This window comes from Halalkalibacter sp. APA_J-10(15) (assembly GCF_023017105.1).
GTDB lineage: Bacteria > Bacillota > Bacilli > Bacillales > Bacillaceae_D > Halalkalibacter.
On sequence record NZ_JALKEV010000005.1, the window covers coordinates 223,087 to 239,986 of the forward strand.

Here is a 16,900-nt window from a genome sequence, read left to right on the forward strand (position 1 = left end):
GACACTCATTACTTCGAGGCCATTCAAAAAGGAAAAACCGTCCTTTTTGAACCACCTCATAAAAATAAAAAATAGGAATAAGATAATGGGAGGCAATTATGCGTAAAACCAAGATTGTTTGTACGATAGGACCTGTAAGTGAATCAGTAGAAAAGCTTGAACAATTAATTCAAGCTGGTATGAATGTGGCTCGTCTTAATTTTTCGCATGGGGATTTCGAGGAGCATGGTAACCGAATTAAGAACATTCGTGAAGCCGTGAAGCGTACGGGGAAAGAAGTAGCGATATTACTTGATACGAAAGGTCCAGAAATTCGCACACAAACACTTGAAGGTGGAGCAGCTGAACTAGTGTCTGGACAAGAGCTGATTATTTCAATGACAGAAGTAGTAGGGAACAAAGAAAAGATTTCTGTTACTTACCCTAATCTTGTTCAAGATGTCGAATCAGGCTCTAAGATTTTACTAGATGATGGTTTAATCGGTCTTGAAGTGAAGGAAGTTCGTGATAATGAACTTGTGACAAAGGTTTTAAATGATGGTCTATTAAAAAATAAAAAGGGAGTTAACGTACCGAATGTAAGTGTTAATTTACCAGGGATTACTGAAAAGGACATTGCGGATATTAAATTTGGTATTGAACAAGGTGTCGATTTTATTGCCGCTTCATTTGTACGTCGTGCATCCGACGTTCTTGAAATTCGTGAGCTTCTAGATGGAAATGGCGGTAGTGAAATTCATATAATCCCTAAGATTGAGAATCAAGAGGGCGTAGATAATATCGAGGAAATCCTTGAAATCTCCGACGGATTAATGGTGGCTCGTGGAGACCTTGGAGTCGAAATCCCTGCTGAGGATGTTCCATTAGTTCAAAAAGAGCTCATCAAACGCTGTAATGCGGTAGCAAAGCCCGTTATTACGGCAACTCAAATGCTAGATTCAATGCAGCGCAATCCACGTCCGACTCGTGCAGAAGCAAGTGATGTGGCTAATGCGATTTTTGATGGTACAGATGCCATTATGCTCTCAGGTGAAACAGCTGCGGGTGATTATCCAGTTGAATCGGTTGAAACGATGAACAACATTGCAACAAGAACAGAAAGCGCATTGAATTATGATGCGATCCTTCGTAAGAAGACAAAGGAGGCACAAACATCGATCACGAGTGCGATTGGTCAATCAGTTGCCCATACAGCATCGAATCTTTCAGCCGCTGCGATTTTAACAGCAACAGAAAGTGGACATACAGCACGAATCGTATCGAAATATCGTCCGTTGTCTCCTATTATTGCAGTAACGAGTAATGACAAGGTCATTCGTAAGCTGAATCTTGTATGGGGAGTCAAGCCTGTACTTGGAAAATCGGCTGCTTCTACAGATGAAATGTTTGAATCAACGATCGACTTTGCGATGAACACAGGTGAAATCAAGCAAGGTGATCTTGTCGTCATTACAGCAGGAGTTCCAATTAATGAGCCTGGAACGACGAATATTATGAAGGTTCACCTTATTGGTGAAGTGGTTGCTAAAGGTCAAGGTATAGGACGTCGTACAGCAGCGGGGCGTGTGGTTATCGCTCGAAATGCAGAAGAAGCAAATGAAAAAACAACTGAACATTCGATTCTTATTACGTTTAGCACAGATAAGGACATGATACCTGCATTTGAAAAAGCAGCAGCTGTTATTACAGAAGAAGGTGGATTAACTTCACATGCGGCAGTTGTTGGCCTTGATTTAAGTACTCCTGTTATCGTTGGAGTTGAAGGAGCTTTAGGCTTGTTTGAAGAGGGAGAAGAAATTACCGTAGATAGCTCCCGTGGTGATATTTATCGCGGACATACGAGTGTACTATAATAAATAACAAATTATGATGGAGGAGGTGTTCCAGGAGGTTTTTAATGTAACCTTTTTTGGAACACCTTCTCTTCCATTTTAGGGCTATTTAGAGGTAGAATGAATATATAGCTAAATGAAAGAAGGGAACGATTATGTTTCGATTTCTAATTTTACTATTAATTGTAGTACCGGCATTTGAAGTGGGTTTATTAATTTTATCCGGTTATGCATTAGGAATATGGCCAACGATTATACTAATTATTGCGACGGGTGTTTTAGGTGCATGGTTAGCTAAGAGAGAGGGGTTACAGGCGCTGAAGGTTGCGCAATTGCAAATGCAGCAGGGGCAGCTACCTAATAATGTGATGTTGGATGGACTTTGTATTTTAATAGGTGGAGTCGTGTTGTTAACGCCTGGATTTTTAACAGATGCATTTGGTTTTTTCTTGCTTATACCTAAAACAAGAGGCTATGTGAAGGCCTTCCTTACAAGAATCATTCAAAAGATGATTCGTAATGGGAATTTTATAATTATGACTAGAAGGTAATAGGATAAATTAATCTTCAAAGAAATAGTTTGAGCTAAAACGTTCACAAAATAGTGAATAATCGTTATAATGGAACATGTGAGTTATTTCTAGTACATAAAAGATGCTTAATCCATTGTAAATATGATGAGAAATGTAAGCATTTACTAGTTTGTGGAGGCTAAGACAACAAAGGAGAAAAGGAGAGGTTAACGTGAGTACTACTCGTGGTCTAGAGGGTATTGTAGCAACGACGTCAAGTGTTAGTTCGATTATCGAAAGTGTCTTAACGTACCAAGGATATGACATTGATGATTTAGCAGATAATGCTAGCTTTGAAGAGGTTATCTTCTTATTATGGAACGGTCATTTACCAAATGAAGAGGAATTGCGTCAGTTGCAAACAGAATTAAGTAACCATGCACCTATTCCTCAAGAGCTAATTAATCAATTTAAGGTTTATCCAATTGATAAGGTTCATCCAATGGCAGCTTTGCGTACTGCTATTTCAAGCTTAGCTCTTTACGATGGAGATGCTGATGTAATGGATGCGGAAGCAAATCGTTTGAAGGCGATTAAGATTCAAGCAAAGATTCCTACGATTGTGACAGCGTTTTCTCGAGTGCGTGACGGCCTTGAACCTGTGTCACCTCGTAAGGATTTAGGATTTGCTGCTAATTTCCTTTATATGCTCACTGGTGAAGAACCAAATGAGATATCCATTAATGCATTCAATAAGGCTTTAGTTCTACATGCTGACCATGAGTTAAATGCATCCACGTTTACTGCACGTGTCTGTGTAGCGACTTTATCTGATATGTATTCAGGTATAACGTCTGCAATTGGTGCTCTTAAAGGACCTTTGCATGGTGGCGCAAACGAAGCCGTTATGAACATGTTAAAGGAAATTGCAACAGTAGAGAATGTGGAACCTTATATACGCAAAGCACTAGATAATAAAGAGAAGATTATGGGCTTTGGTCATCGTGTATACAAAAATGGCGATCCACGTGCTAAACACTTGAAGGAAATGTCAAGACGTCTCACTGAAATCACAGGTGAAACAAAGTGGTATGAGATGTCAGCAAAGATTAACGAAATGGTTACAACTGAAAAAGGTTTACTGCCGAATGTAGACTTTTACTCAGCAAGCGTGTACCATAGTTTAGGGATAAAGAGTGATTTATTCACACCAATTTTTGCTGTAAGTCGTACGTCTGGTTGGACGGCTCACATTTTAGAACAATACAGCAATAATCGTCTCATCCGTCCACGTGCGGAATATGTTGGTCCCGAAAAAAGAAGTTATGTACCATTGGCTCAACGTTCATAATGGAGTACGGAGAGGGAGCTATTGTCTCCCTCTGTACATAGATTAAAAGTTGGATAGGCTTAATTATTATTAGGAGGGAAAGTAATTATGGCAAACGGAGAAGTAATTAAAGTAAATAATGGTGTGTTAAACGTACCAAATAATCCTGTGATTCCATTTATTGAAGGAGATGGGACAGGTCCTGACATTTGGGCAGCGGCTTCACGTGTTATTGACGCAGCAGTTGAAAAAGCATATAACGGTGAAAAGAAGATTGAGTGGAAAGAGATTCTTGCTGGTGAGAAAGCATTTAACGAAACGGGCTCTTGGTTACCTGAAGAAACATTAGAAGCGGTTCGTGAATATATTATTGCGATTAAAGGCCCTTTAACAACTCCTGTTGGTGGTGGGATTCGTTCATTAAATGTTGCTTTACGTCAAGAGTTGGATTTGTATACGTGCTTACGCCCAGTACGATACTTCCAAGGTGTTCCTTCACCAGTTAAACGTCCTGAGGATACGAACATGGTTATTTTCCGAGAAAACTCAGAGGATATCTATGCAGGAATTGAATTCCAAGAAGGTACGGATGAAGCAAAGAAAGTGATTGAATTCTTACAAAATGAAATGGGTGCTACGAAAATTCGTTTCCCTGAAACATCTGGTATTGGTATTAAGCCAGTTTCAAAAGAAGGAACAGAACGTCTTGTGAAAGCAGCTATTCAATATGCACTTGATGAAGGACGTAAGAGTGTTACACTTGTGCACAAAGGTAACATTATGAAATTTACGGAGGGTGCATTTAAGTCTTGGGGCTATGAAGTGGCTGAGCGTGAATTTGGTGGAAAAGTATTTACATGGGCTAAATATGATGAGATTGTTGAGGCTGAAGGCCGTGAAGCGGCTGATAAAGCACAAGCTGAAGCTGAAGCTGCGGGTAAGATCATCGTGAAAGATTCTATTGCTGATATTTTCTTGCAACAAATCTTAACTCGTCCTAAAGAGTTCGATGTTGTGGCAACGATGAACTTAAATGGTGACTACATTTCTGATGCACTTGCTGCTCAAGTAGGTGGAATTGGAATTGCACCAGGTGCTAATATTAATTATGACACTGGACATGCTATTTTCGAAGCGACTCACGGTACTGCACCTAAGTACGCGGGATTAGATAAGGTAAACCCTTCATCTGTTCTTCTTTCAGGGGAATTAATGCTTCGTCACTTAGGTTGGAATGAAGCCGCTGATCTTATTATGAATTCAATGGATAAAACAATCGGAAGTAAAGTTGTCACATACGATTTCGCTCGTTTAATGGATGGAGCGACTGAAGTATCATGCTCAGGCTTTGCTAATGAATTAATTAAAAATCTTTAAGAGCGTGGTTGAAAAGCTCTTAAAAAGCTTGGCAGTTCCAATTGGGAAACCCCCTTTTGGAGCTGCTTCTTTCATAAAAATGATGCAATATTTCACTTTGAATACGTAAGTTAATAGTGGAGAATGTTATCTCGATGCTCTACTGTTGCGTGTTTTTTCTAATTTAATGAAGAGGAGTGGAACAAAGCATGGCGATTAAACGTAGAAAGATCTCTGTTATCGGTGGGGGCTTCACTGGAGCTACTACTGCATTGATGGTGGCCCAAAAGGAATTAGGAGATGTTGTATTAGTAGATATCCCGCAAAATGAAGATTCAACAAAAGGAAAGGCATTAGATATGCTTGAGTCAACACCTGTTACAGGAACGGACTCTACTATCATTGGGACATCTAGCTACGAAGAAACGAAGGATTCAGACGTGGTCGTCATAACGGCAGGTATTGCAAGGAAGCCGGGAATGAGTCGAGATGACCTTGTTAGTACGAATGCTGGAATTATGAAATCTGTTACGAAGCAGGTGGTTAAGTATTCACCCAACTGCTATATCATTGTATTAACGAATCCTGCTGATGCTATGACATACACCGTCTATAAAGAATCTGGTTTCCAGAAGAATCGTGTTATCGGACAATCTGGAGTGCTAGATACTGCTCGTTTCCGTACTTTTGTTGCACAAGAATTACAAGTTTCGGTTGAAGATATTACTGGGTTTGTTCTAGGTGGTCATGGTGATGATATGGTTCCGTTGATCCGTTATTCCTTTGCAGGTGGAGTTCCTCTTGATAAACTTATCTCAAAAGATCGAATTGATGCAATCGTTGAACGTACACGTAAAGGGGGCGGTGAGATTGTTAGCTTGTTAGGGAATGGAAGTGCATATTACGCTCCGGCTGCTTCACTGACACAAATGGTTGAAGCTATTCTAAAGGATAAGAAGCGTATCTTACCGACGATTGCGTATCTGGAAGGTGAATATGGCTATAAAGATCTGTACTTAGGTGTACCAACTGTTCTAGGTGGTGACGGAATAGAAAAGGTGATTGAATTAGATTTAACCGAAGATGAAAAATTGGCGTTAGATAAATCAGTTGATTCAGTCCGGAATGTCATGAAGGCTTTACCGAAAGAATAGAGGTTTTCCAGCCCCCCTTTGCTTTATGCAAGAGCACTGAAAAAGTTGGGTTTCTAACTTTTAATTAATTTGGACTTTTTCAGTGGCCACGCTTTATGCGAAGGGGGTTTTGAAAAGAGTAGGACAACAATTTGGGTGAAGGAATCATACTTTTTGCTGGAGCTAGATAAGGAAGAACACCGTTATAGGCAGAGTTTTCACATGAAACGATAGACGGTTGCTTTTCTTCACACAGAAGTAGTAGAATAATGGGTAAATAGAGAAGAAAAATGGGATATCACTAACCGTTACAATCTAGTTTGTTGGAGTTTGGAGGAGAATGTATGAGCCAGCGTATTTTGGTAGTGGACGATGAGGAATCGATTGTAACGTTGTTGCAATTTAATTTAGAGCAAGCTGGTTATGAAGTTGTGACGGCAAATGATGGTGCTAAAGCATTGCAAATTGCTCAAGCTGAGTCATTTCATTTGATGGTACTTGATTTAATGCTACCTGAGGTGAATGGTCTTGATGTCTGTAAACAACTTAGAGAGAATAAGGTGCAAATTCCGATCTTAATGCTTACGGCAAAGGATGATGAATTTGACACGGTGTTAGGGCTAGAACTAGGGGCAGACGACTATATGACCAAGCCTTTCAGCCCTCGTGAAGTCGTTGCTAGAGTAAGAGCGATTTTAAGAAGAGCGCAAACGAAAATTGTTGATGAAGCTGAAGCTAGTGACGACTATTTAGTATGTGGTGATGTAAAGCTATACCCTGATAACTATGAAGTATTTTATAAGGAAAGATCATTAGAGCTCACGCCAAAAGAGTTTGAACTTTTACTATATCTTTTTAATCATAAGGGACGTGTCTTAACACGAGATCAATTATTAAATGCTGTTTGGAATTATGAATTTGTTGGGGATACACGTATTGTCGATGTTCATATTAGTCATTTACGCGAGAAGATTGAACCTTCAACGAAAAAACCGATATATATTAAAACGATTCGTGGCTTAGGCTATAAATTAGAGGAGCCACAACTAGATGCATAAGCTTCGCTATAAACTCGTATTTTCGGTTCTACTCGTCATTTTATGTGTATTGGCTTCTTTGGCGTTTGTGATTGGTCAAATATATGAAAATTATTATATGAACCATGTAAAGGAACGTATTGAAAAAGAGACACAATTAGTTGCTTATATGTTAGAGGAAGAACCGTTAAGTCGAGAAAGAGCGCAGACTTTGGCAGAGAAAATTTCCAATAAACTTGAAGCACGAGTAACGATTTTGTTTCCAGACGGTGAAGTAATAGGTGAATCAGCTACTGATCCTGAAATGATGGATAACCATTTGGAAAGGCCAGAAATTCAAGATTTGTTAGTCGGTGACGAGGGAACAGAGATCCGTTTTAGTCATACCGTGCAAGATGAATTACTTTATTATGCAGTCGAAATTATGGAACATGATAATGTTGCTGGCTATGTGAGGTTAGGATTGTCGACAAGTGATATTCATGGAATGAGTGGCACCATTTGGACGATTATTCTCGTGTGTTTTACAATTGCTTTTTTCGTAATGGTGTATATTACATATCGCATTGCTGACCAAATGATTAGGCCGGTTGAAAATGCTACGAACGTTGCGATTGAATTGGCTGAGGGTAATTTTAAAGCGAGGACATATGAAAGTAAACATGATGAAATCGGTTTACTAACTAAATCAATTAATGTATTGGCTTATAATTTAGAGCAGCTGACACGACGTCACCAAGTACAAAAAGAACATATGGAAACATTAATTGAAAATATGGGGAGTGGCTTATTGCTAATTGGAATGAGGGGAGATATCTCTTTAATTAATCGGACATGCGATGAGATTTTCGGGGAACGTACCGATGTATGGTTAAATGAACTATATCACGATGTTATTAAGCATAAAGAATTAATTCGCGTTATTCAAAACATTTTTATTACCGAGCAGAAGCAAAGCAAGCAAGTTAGCTTCCCTGTTTTGTATGAAATGAGGCATTTTGATGTTCATGGAGCACCGATTATTAGTAATCATGGGAGATTGAAGGGGATAGCTCTCGTTTTACATGATATTACTGAGTTGAAGAAACTAGAGCAAATCAGAAAGGATTTTGTCGCAAATGTGTCGCATGAATTAAAAACTCCTGTTACCTCAATAAAAGGATTTACTGAAACACTTCTAGATGGTGCGATGGAATCCGAGGAACTACGGATTAAGTTTTTGAATATTATTAATAAGGAAAGCGACCGATTACAACGACTTATTCATGACCTATTAGAGCTTTCACGAATTGAAAAAGATGTCTTTCAGTTACATTGGCAAGATGTTGATTTAAATAACATTATTGATGATGTGGCTCAGCTTCTAAGAGAAAAAGCAAAGGAAAAACAGATTGATCTTCAATTTGTAAGTGAACAGCATTGTGAATTTGAGGGTGATCCAGAGCGAATTAAGCAAATTATTATTAATTTAATTCATAATGCGATTACGTATACACCAAACGGCGGTAGTATTAATGTTAAGGTCAATTGTACAGAAGAGGTAGTTCAGCTTCGAGTCTGTGATACAGGTGTTGGAATTAGTCAAGACGTATTGCCACGGATTTTTGAGCGTTTTTACCGAGTAGATCCTGCGAGAAGTCGTCATTCGGGAGGAACTGGTTTAGGCCTTGCCATTGTGAAACATTTAGTTGAAGCACATGAAGGGAAAATCAATGTGGAAAGCGAGCTTGGAAAAGGAACGACCTTTTCGATTATCTTTAATAAAAAAAGAGAGAAGAATTCTTAAATTTGACGTGTGAAGTCATGTTTTTACTTCGGATATTAACCGATTTACACAAAATTTACATGATATTCATTTGTAGTTTACATATAGGAGCTATACTGTTAAATGAACGGTTAGTTTCCTTTGTGGAACAAGCTGCTACAAAGGATTTATATCCCCATTAAGAATGAAAGCTTCCCAGTTGCTTTCGTTCTATTTTTTTTGTTAAAATCTCTTTTTCTATAAGGGCATGTTTAAAAAGGGTTCTATACTATGTAACAATGGTCCCGTTCGATAAGCGCCTTGTGGTCAGAAATCCACTCACCACAAGACTTTTAAAAAATGTGGCGACTACGCTTATCACTTAAGGCTATTCAAAAAGGGAACACCGCTTCTATAAGATGAACATAAAAAATAGAAAAGTTTAATTGTTTGAAACCTATGATTTTAGTCACACGTATATTAAAATGGTAAACGATGAAAGAAAGGATGGTTAGATGACGGTAAAGCAAATCATTATAGGTTTTGTTTCCACTATAGCAGCAGCTATACTCGTATTATTTTTAGTGACCGGCTGGTATATCGTTGATGAGTCGGAGCAAGCAGCAGTTATTACATTTGGTAAAGTTGAGGATACGGTGACAGAGCCTGGACTAAACTTTAAATTACCATGGCCGATTCAGAAGGTCGAAATATTGTCACGTGGAACGTATAACTTACAAGTTGGTTATGAGGAGGATGGCGGTGAGGTCATTGAATTTACAGATGAGGCAAAGATGATCACAGGAGATGAGAATATTCTATTTGCTGATTTGGCTGTACAATGGCGCATTACCGACCCTGAAAAGTATTTATTCAGTACAAAAGAACCAGAGGATCTATTATATAATGCGACCTCTGCTTCATTACGTGGTGTTATAGGGAGTTCGACTGTAGACGAAGCACTAACAGACCAACGACCAGAAATTGAGGCAGAGGTATTTGACAACCTAGTCGATTTACTTGAAATCTATGATATTGGTATTAGTATTCAAGATGTTAGGCTTCAAGATGTTGAGCTACCTACTGAGGAAGTAAGACGTGCTTTTACAGAGGTGACAGACGCTCGTGAGGAGCGATTAACGAGAATTAACCAAGCTGAACGATATCGTAATCAGGAAGTGAATGAAGCGCAAGGGGAAATTGACGCAATTATTTCTCGTGCTGAAGGAACGAAAACGGAAAGAATTGAAACTGCTCGTGGTGATGTTGCTAAGTTTAATGCTCTTTATAATGAATATATCGTTAATCCGGAAGTTACACGACAACGACTCATTTTAGAGACACTCGATCAAGTGTTACCTGACACTGAAATTTACATCATGGACGGAAATGATACGGTGAATTACTTACCTATTCGCCCTCTTGAGCGTCAGCAGCAACAGGCACCAGCTGCGGAAGGAGGCACAAATAATGAGTGATGAAAATATTGTTGACCTTAATGAAAAGAAGAAATCTGGCGAGGAATGGCGCCGTTATTTGAAGTTAGGTGCAGTATTAGTTCTTCTTATTGTGATTGTTGTGACGATTATAAGTAATTTATTTATTGTAGAGCAAGGCGAATACAAAGTTGTTAGACAGTTTGGAGAAGTGGTGCGTATTGAAGAGGATCCCGGTTTAAGCTACAAAATTCCATTTATTCAATCAGTCACTTCTGTTCCTAAGTATCAAATGATCTATGATATCCCTCCGGCTGAAATTAATACACGGGATAAAAAGCGAATGTTAGCTGATCATTATGTCGTTTGGAGAGTCGATGACCCACAAGCGATGATTTCGACGGCGGTCACACTTGAGCGTGCAGAAGCTATTATGGGGGAGCAAATTTTTTCCGCCATTCGAGCAGAGCTAGGACAGCTTGATTTTGATGAAATTATTAATGAAGAGAAATCGTCACGTGGTAGCTTTAATGAGCTTGTACGTGATCGTGTGAATGAAGCACTTGAACGTTCAAATTACGGAATTAGTATCACAGATGTACGAATGAAGCGTACGGATTTACCTACTGAAAATGAGGAAGCTGTCTATCGTCGAATGATTTCTGAGCGTGAATCGACAGCTCAAGAATATTTGTCACAGGGTGAAGCGGAAGCAAATCGAATTGAGTCTGAGACGGATCGGGAAGTACAGGAGATGATTGCGACAGCTAATGCTGATGCAAATGAAATTATTGGTGAAGGGGAAGCCGATGCTGCTAGTATTTATAATGAGACATTTGGCCAAGATACCGAGTTTTATCAGTTATATCGAACGTTACAATCTTATGAAACGACGATTAATGATGAAACAGTTATCGTTCTTCCTGCTGATTCTCCGTATGCACGCATACTATTAGGATATATTGAATAAAGAAAGGGTTACGTTGAGAGGAAATCATGATGTGTGATTTTCTCTCTTTTCGTTTAATGTGTAACCGTGCTATGAAATATAATAACTATGATACAATAAAGGGAATAATGAACGTGTAGAGAGGGGCAATGAGTGTGAGTAAACTTGTATTAATTGACGGAAATAGTATTGCATATCGTGCTTTTTTTGCGTTGCCATTGTTAAATAATCAAAAAGGCGTCTATACAAACGCGGTATATGGCTTTGCGACGATGTTAATGAAAATTATTGAGGAAGAACAACCGACTCATATGCTTGTAGCATTCGATGCAGGGAAAACAACATTTCGCCATAAGACATATAAGGAGTATAAAGGTGGAAGACAGAAAACCCCTCCAGAGTTATCAGAGCAATTCCCACTCGTAAGAGAGCTACTAGATGCATATAAGATTTCTCGATATGAGGCTGAGCAATATGAGGCTGACGATATTATCGGAACGTTAGCAAAACAAGCTGCAGAAAAAAAGTGGGAAGTGAAAGTATATAGCGGTGATAAAGATTTACTACAATTAGTAGATGATAACGTGACAGTCGTATTAACGAAAAAAGGAATTACGAATGTTGAAGCATATGACCTAGAGATGATCGAAGAAAAGTATGGCATTAAACCTAAACAAATTATTGATATGAAAGGATTAATGGGAGATAGCTCTGACAATATTCCAGGCGTCCCTGGAATCGGTGAAAAGACAGCCCTTAAGCTATTGAAGCAATATGGAACGGTGGAGAAGGTCCTGCAATCAATTGATGAGATTTCTGGAAAGAAAATGAAGGAACGATTAGAAGAAAACCGTGAACAAGCGTTAATGAGTAAAGAATTGGCAACTATTTTCTTGGAAGTTCCTATTGAAGAAGCTTTAGATCAATATGAATTTGGGAAGTTTGAAACAAATGAAGTTGTCCATTTATTAAAGGAGTTAGAATTTACTTCTTTGTTAGAGAAGCTAGATGTTGAAGTCGAACAGGACGAAGTAGAGGAATTAGACTATGACATTGTTCATGAAGTGAAGAAAGAAGACCTTGGGGAAGAGTCAGCTGTTTTAGTAGAAGTATTAGAAGAGCACTATCATCAAGCTGAAATTATTGGAATTGCCATCGTAAACGAGAAAAAGCGATTGTTTATAAAGGCTGAAGAAGCGTTGGCATCAGAGGAGTTTCTTGAGTGGTTAGAGGATGATCATTGTAAGAAGTGGGTGTTTGATGCGAAGAAGAGCGTCGTTGCTCTAGCGTGGAAGGGAGCCTTTATGAATGGGGTGGACTTTGATGTCCAAATGGCTTCTTATTTACTCGATCCTTCGCTATCCTCTCATGACATTCATGATGTGGCGAGTCGAAAAGGAAAGGCGATTGTTCAGGCGGATGAGGTTGTGTATGGAAAAGGAGCAAAGCAAAAGCTACCGGAAGATGAGGAGCTTGCATCACATATTGTCCGAAAGGCTGAGGCTGTCTATCGTTTAAAATCAGAGCTTGAAGAAGAGTTAGTCACGAATGAACAGGACAAGCTTTATCGTGAGCTTGAAATGCCTCTTTCAATTGTTATAGGTCATATGGAGAAGCATGGTGTAAAAGTTGATCAAGACATGTTGAATAAGATGGGCGAAGATTTAGAAGAGCGGTTAGCTGAGCTTGAGAAAACCATTCACTCCTTAGCTGGCGAGTCATTTAATATTAATTCTCCGAAGCAATTAGGAGAGATATTATTTGTGAAGCTTGGATTACCTCCTGTAAAGAAGACGAAAACAGGTTACTCAACCTCAGCAGATGTTCTTGAAAAATTGGCTGTTGAACATGAAATTGCAGAGTATATTGTGCATTATCGTCAGTTAGGAAAATTGAAGTCAACCTATATTGAAGGATTATCTAAGGTTGTTAAAAAGGATACGAGTAAAATTCATACGAGGTACAATCAAGCATTAACGCAAACAGGTCGCTTAAGCTCCACTGACCCTAATTTGCAAAATATACCGATCCGTTTGGAGGAAGGAAGAAAAATCCGTAAAGCCTTCGTACCGGCGACAAAGGGCTGGAAAATGGTTGCTGCGGACTATTCACAAATTGAATTACGAGTCCTGGCACATATTGCTGGGGATGAAAAATTAATCGAAGCATTTAATAAAAATATGGATATTCATACGATAACAGCGATGGATGTTTTTCATGTGAAAGAAGAAGATGTTACATCACAAATGCGAAGAAGTGCCAAAGCGGTCAATTTCGGGATCGTATATGGAATAAGTGATTATGGATTATCACAAAACTTGAATATTACCCGTAAAGAAGCTGCGGAGTTTATTGAGCGTTATTTCAATAGTTATCCGAAGGTAAAGGAATATATGGATCGAACAGTGGCAGATGCTCGTAAAAAAGGATTCGTATCGACATTACTCCAGCGAAGACGATATTTACCAGACTTAACAAGTCGAAATTTTAATAAGAGAAGCTTTGCTGAACGTACGGCAATGAACACACCTATTCAAGGGACTGCCGCCGACATTATCAAAAAAGCGATGGTGCAGATGTCAGAGGAAATGGAAAAGCGTCAAGTGAAAAGTCGAATGCTCCTACAAGTTCATGATGAATTAATATTTGAGGTACCGGAAGATGAGCTTGATCGGATGATGGAGATAATCCCTGAAGTAATGGAGCAAGCTGTATCTCTTGATGTACCTTTGAAAGTGGATATTTCGTATGGTGATACGTGGTACGATGCAAAGTAAGGAGAGAAGAGAATGCCAGAATTACCAGAGGTCGAAACGGTTCGACGTACGCTAAAACAACTTGTGCTAAACAAAACAATCTCACATGTAACCGTTCATTGGGGGAATATTATTAAAAAGCCTGCTGACCCTGAGCGATTTGGACAAGTATTAATCGGTCAATCCGTGCGAGACATTCATCGTCGCGGTAAATTTCTTATATTTCAATTAGACGAATTAAGTTTAGTCTCTCATTTAAGGATGGAAGGGCGCTATGGTCTATTTGAACAACACGATCAGCTTCAACCACATACGCATGTTTTGTTTACATTTACAGATGGGACGGAGCTGCGGTATCAAGATGTACGTAAATTTGGGACGATGCATATTTTCCAAAAGGGTAAGGAAGAGGAGGAGCTTCCCCTGTCGCAACTAGGTGTTGAACCGTTTTCGAAGGAATTTACAATTGAGTTAATGCAGACTGTGTTCGAACGAACGAACCGAGCGGTGAAAGCTGTATTATTGGATCAAAAGTTTGTCGTTGGACTTGGAAATATTTATGTGGATGAAGCTCTGTTCCGTGCTAAGCTTTTACCGACTCGCTTGGCATCGTCGATTCAAGGGCAAGAGCTACAATTGTTACACAAGGCGATTGTTGAAACGCTGAAGGAAGCTGTTGAATTAGGTGGGAGTTCGATTAAGTCATATGTCAATGGACAAGGTGAGATGGGCATGTTCCAGCAACAGCTTGCTGTGTATGGTCGAAAAGATGAGCCCTGCGTCTCGTGTGGAACAGTCATTTCAAAAAAGGTTGTTGCCGGTAGAGGTACTCATTACTGTGTAAACTGTCAAAAATAATCGTACATTGGATGAGTCCTTTCCATATACTATCGTAACGTTGTATGGAAGGGGCATGTAATATGATAGGTGTACTTTCACTAGTAACCATTGCTTTTGCAGTAAGTCTCGACAGTTTTGGTGTCGGATTAACATATGGCCTTCGTAATATGAAATTGCCTTGGCGGTCATTATTATTCATAGCAGGCTGCTCGGGGACGTCTATTCTTATAGCGATGTTGTTTGGAAGTTGGCTCCTCTCATATTTACCAGCAACTATCGCTGAAGCAATAGGAGGTGTTATTCTCCTTTTTATTGGAGGATGGGCGATCTACCAAGCGTATAAACCAGCAGAAACAAAAGAAAAAACAAAAGAAGAGGAATGGGTATTTAAGTTTGAAATTAAGATGTTAGGAATTGTTATTCAAATATTACGAAAGCCTATGGTTGCTGATATTGATAATTCTGGCACGATTACGGGAAGAGAAGCGATGCTACTAGGAATCGCTTTGTCACTTGATGCTTTTGGAGCGGGAATTGGAGCGTCATTAATAGGGTTTTCACCTGTTTGGATGGCAATTAGTGTAGCATTCATGAGTGCACTCTTTGTAACGCTAGGAATGAAGAGTGGACGGTTCTTTTCGGGATCATTACTTATCAAGCGGTTTGCCTTTATTCCAGGTGCGCTTTTGATGATGATTGGTGTATTTAGCTTTACGTAAAAGGGGTAACGTTATGTTTATTGGTTTAACGGGTGGAATTGCTAGTGGGAAGTCGACCGTCAGTAAGATGATGCAGGAATTGGGTCTTCCAATTATAGATGCTGACTTGATCGCGCGTGAAGTCGTTGAGCCGAATTCGATTGGATTGAGCTTAATTGTTGAAAAATTTGGCGAGGTCGTTTTAGCTGAGAATGGTACGTTAAATCGTGCTCAGCTTGGTCAGATCATTTTTGCTAATCCAACGAAGAGAACTCAGCTTAATGTTCTGATTCACCCACTTATTAGAGAGCGAATGAATGAAAGAAAAGAACAGCTACTAGCAGAGGGGAAATCGACGATAGTGTACGATATCCCGTTATTATATGAAAGTGAGCTATTTCACTTAGTTGATAAAGTATTGCTTGTATATGTTGACCAAGATACACAGCTAAAGAGATTAATGAAACGAAATCAGCTAAGTGAACGAGAAGCGTTGGAAAGAATTCAATCACAAATGTCTCTTGAGCAAAAAAAAGACCGTGCAGATGCGATTATTGATAATACAAGTACATTAGCTGAGACAAATGATCAGCTTATTTCCATTTTACAAAATTGGTATGTTCCTTTGAATGAAAGAAGATAACAGATTTGTAAGATCCCTCTAATTCGAAGGTGGATTGAGATCATCATTATCGTAAAAAATATAGTTGCAATCATAAACTAAACAAAGTATACTGATTTTCGTGAACTTCAATTACAGCAAATTAGGAGTGATTTTTTGCATACTGGGTTAGGACCTCTTTGGACTAACTTTCCCCCGTGTAACAAAGCATTCCTACATGCTTGAGAAGGCATGATCTTTTTTGTAAAGGGGGATTCAACTGATGGACACTATGGGTCGTCATGTCATTGCGGAGCTTTGGGGCTGTGATGAACATAAGTTGAATAATATGAGTTTTATTGAGCAAGTTTTTGTAGATGCTGCATTAAAGGCAGGGGCTGAGGTTCGTGAAGTTGCCTTTCATAAGTTTGCGCCTCATGGTGTAAGTGGGGTTGTGATTATTTCTGAGTCGCATTTAACAATCCATAGCTTTCCGGAACATGGTTATGCAAGTATTGATGTATATACGTGTGGAGATCTTGATCCGACTGTTGCATCTAATTTCATTGCTGATTCCTTACAAGCATCAACAAGTGAAGTGATTGAGGTTCCAAGAGGAATGGGCCCTGTTAAAATTGAAAAGTCAATGATTAAGTCACTATAAGTGAAAGGGCTA

At 39.1% G+C, this 16,900-nt stretch carries 14 protein-coding genes; all 14 read left to right on the forward strand.

Annotation, left to right across the window (positions count from 1 at the left end; translation table 11 throughout):
- Nucleotides 1-98 precede the first annotated feature (98 nt).
- On the forward strand, nucleotides 99-1,853 hold the full coding sequence (gene pyk, locus MW695_RS08155) for a pyruvate kinase (RefSeq protein WP_247104738.1): 1,755 nt from the start codon (nucleotides 99-101) through the stop codon (nucleotides 1,851-1,853).
- 134 nt (nucleotides 1,854-1,987) lie between these two features.
- The gene (locus MW695_RS08160; protein WP_247104739.1) at nucleotides 1,988-2,383 is read left to right on the forward strand and encodes an FxsA family protein; all 396 of its coding nucleotides are present in this window, start codon (nucleotides 1,988-1,990) and stop codon (nucleotides 2,381-2,383) included.
- 193 nt (nucleotides 2,384-2,576) lie between these two features.
- Nucleotides 2,577-3,695 (forward strand): citrate synthase, encoded by a 1,119-nt coding sequence (citZ, locus tag MW695_RS08165; protein WP_247104740.1) that lies wholly within the window; start codon nucleotides 2,577-2,579, stop codon nucleotides 3,693-3,695.
- An 87-nt stretch (nucleotides 3,696-3,782) separates the two neighbouring features.
- Nucleotides 3,783-5,051: an NADP-dependent isocitrate dehydrogenase gene (icd, locus tag MW695_RS08170; RefSeq protein ID WP_247104741.1), complete on the forward strand. Its 1,269-nt coding sequence runs from the start codon at nucleotides 3,783-3,785 to the stop codon at nucleotides 5,049-5,051.
- 188 nt (nucleotides 5,052-5,239) lie between these two features.
- Nucleotides 5,240-6,184, forward strand: a complete 945-nt coding sequence (gene mdh / locus MW695_RS08175) for a malate dehydrogenase (protein ID WP_247104742.1) — start codon at nucleotides 5,240-5,242, stop codon at nucleotides 6,182-6,184.
- Nucleotides 6,185-6,507: 323 nt separating this feature from the next.
- Nucleotides 6,508-7,221, forward strand: a complete 714-nt coding sequence (locus tag MW695_RS08180; RefSeq protein WP_035342483.1) for a response regulator transcription factor — start codon at nucleotides 6,508-6,510, stop codon at nucleotides 7,219-7,221.
- The gene (gene pnpS, locus MW695_RS08185; protein ID WP_247104743.1) at nucleotides 7,214-8,986 is read left to right on the forward strand and encodes a two-component system histidine kinase PnpS; all 1,773 of its coding nucleotides are present in this window, start codon (nucleotides 7,214-7,216) and stop codon (nucleotides 8,984-8,986) included. Before MW695_RS08180 ends, pnpS begins: the two co-directional genes overlap by 8 nt.
- A gap of 473 nt (nucleotides 8,987-9,459) precedes the next feature.
- Nucleotides 9,460-10,422, forward strand: coding sequence for an FtsH protease activity modulator HflK (gene hflK / locus MW695_RS08190; RefSeq protein WP_247104745.1), 963 nt, complete (start codon nucleotides 9,460-9,462; stop codon nucleotides 10,420-10,422).
- Nucleotides 10,415-11,350, forward strand: coding sequence for a protease modulator HflC (hflC, locus tag MW695_RS08195; protein ID WP_247104746.1), 936 nt, complete (start codon nucleotides 10,415-10,417; stop codon nucleotides 11,348-11,350). Before hflK ends, hflC begins: the two co-directional genes overlap by 8 nt.
- Nucleotides 11,351-11,478: 128 nt before the next feature.
- Entirely contained in the window at nucleotides 11,479-14,106 is a 2,628-nt protein-coding gene (gene polA, locus MW695_RS08200; protein ID WP_247104747.1) for a DNA polymerase I, read from the forward strand.
- 12 nt (nucleotides 14,107-14,118) lie between these two features.
- A complete protein-coding gene (mutM, locus tag MW695_RS08205; protein WP_247104749.1) occupies nucleotides 14,119-14,943 on the forward strand; it encodes a DNA-formamidopyrimidine glycosylase in 825 nt (274 codons plus the stop codon).
- A gap of 62 nt (nucleotides 14,944-15,005) precedes the next feature.
- Nucleotides 15,006-15,644: a sporulation membrane protein YtaF gene (ytaF, locus tag MW695_RS08210; RefSeq protein ID WP_247104751.1), complete on the forward strand. Its 639-nt coding sequence runs from the start codon at nucleotides 15,006-15,008 to the stop codon at nucleotides 15,642-15,644.
- Between the two features lie 13 nt (nucleotides 15,645-15,657).
- A complete protein-coding gene (coaE, locus tag MW695_RS08215) occupies nucleotides 15,658-16,266 on the forward strand; it encodes a dephospho-CoA kinase (protein ID WP_247104753.1) in 609 nt (202 codons plus the stop codon).
- A gap of 241 nt (nucleotides 16,267-16,507) precedes the next feature.
- The gene (speD, locus tag MW695_RS08220; RefSeq protein WP_252120695.1) at nucleotides 16,508-16,888 is read left to right on the forward strand and encodes an adenosylmethionine decarboxylase; all 381 of its coding nucleotides are present in this window, start codon (nucleotides 16,508-16,510) and stop codon (nucleotides 16,886-16,888) included.
- The last annotated feature ends 12 nt before the right edge of the window (nucleotides 16,889-16,900 follow it).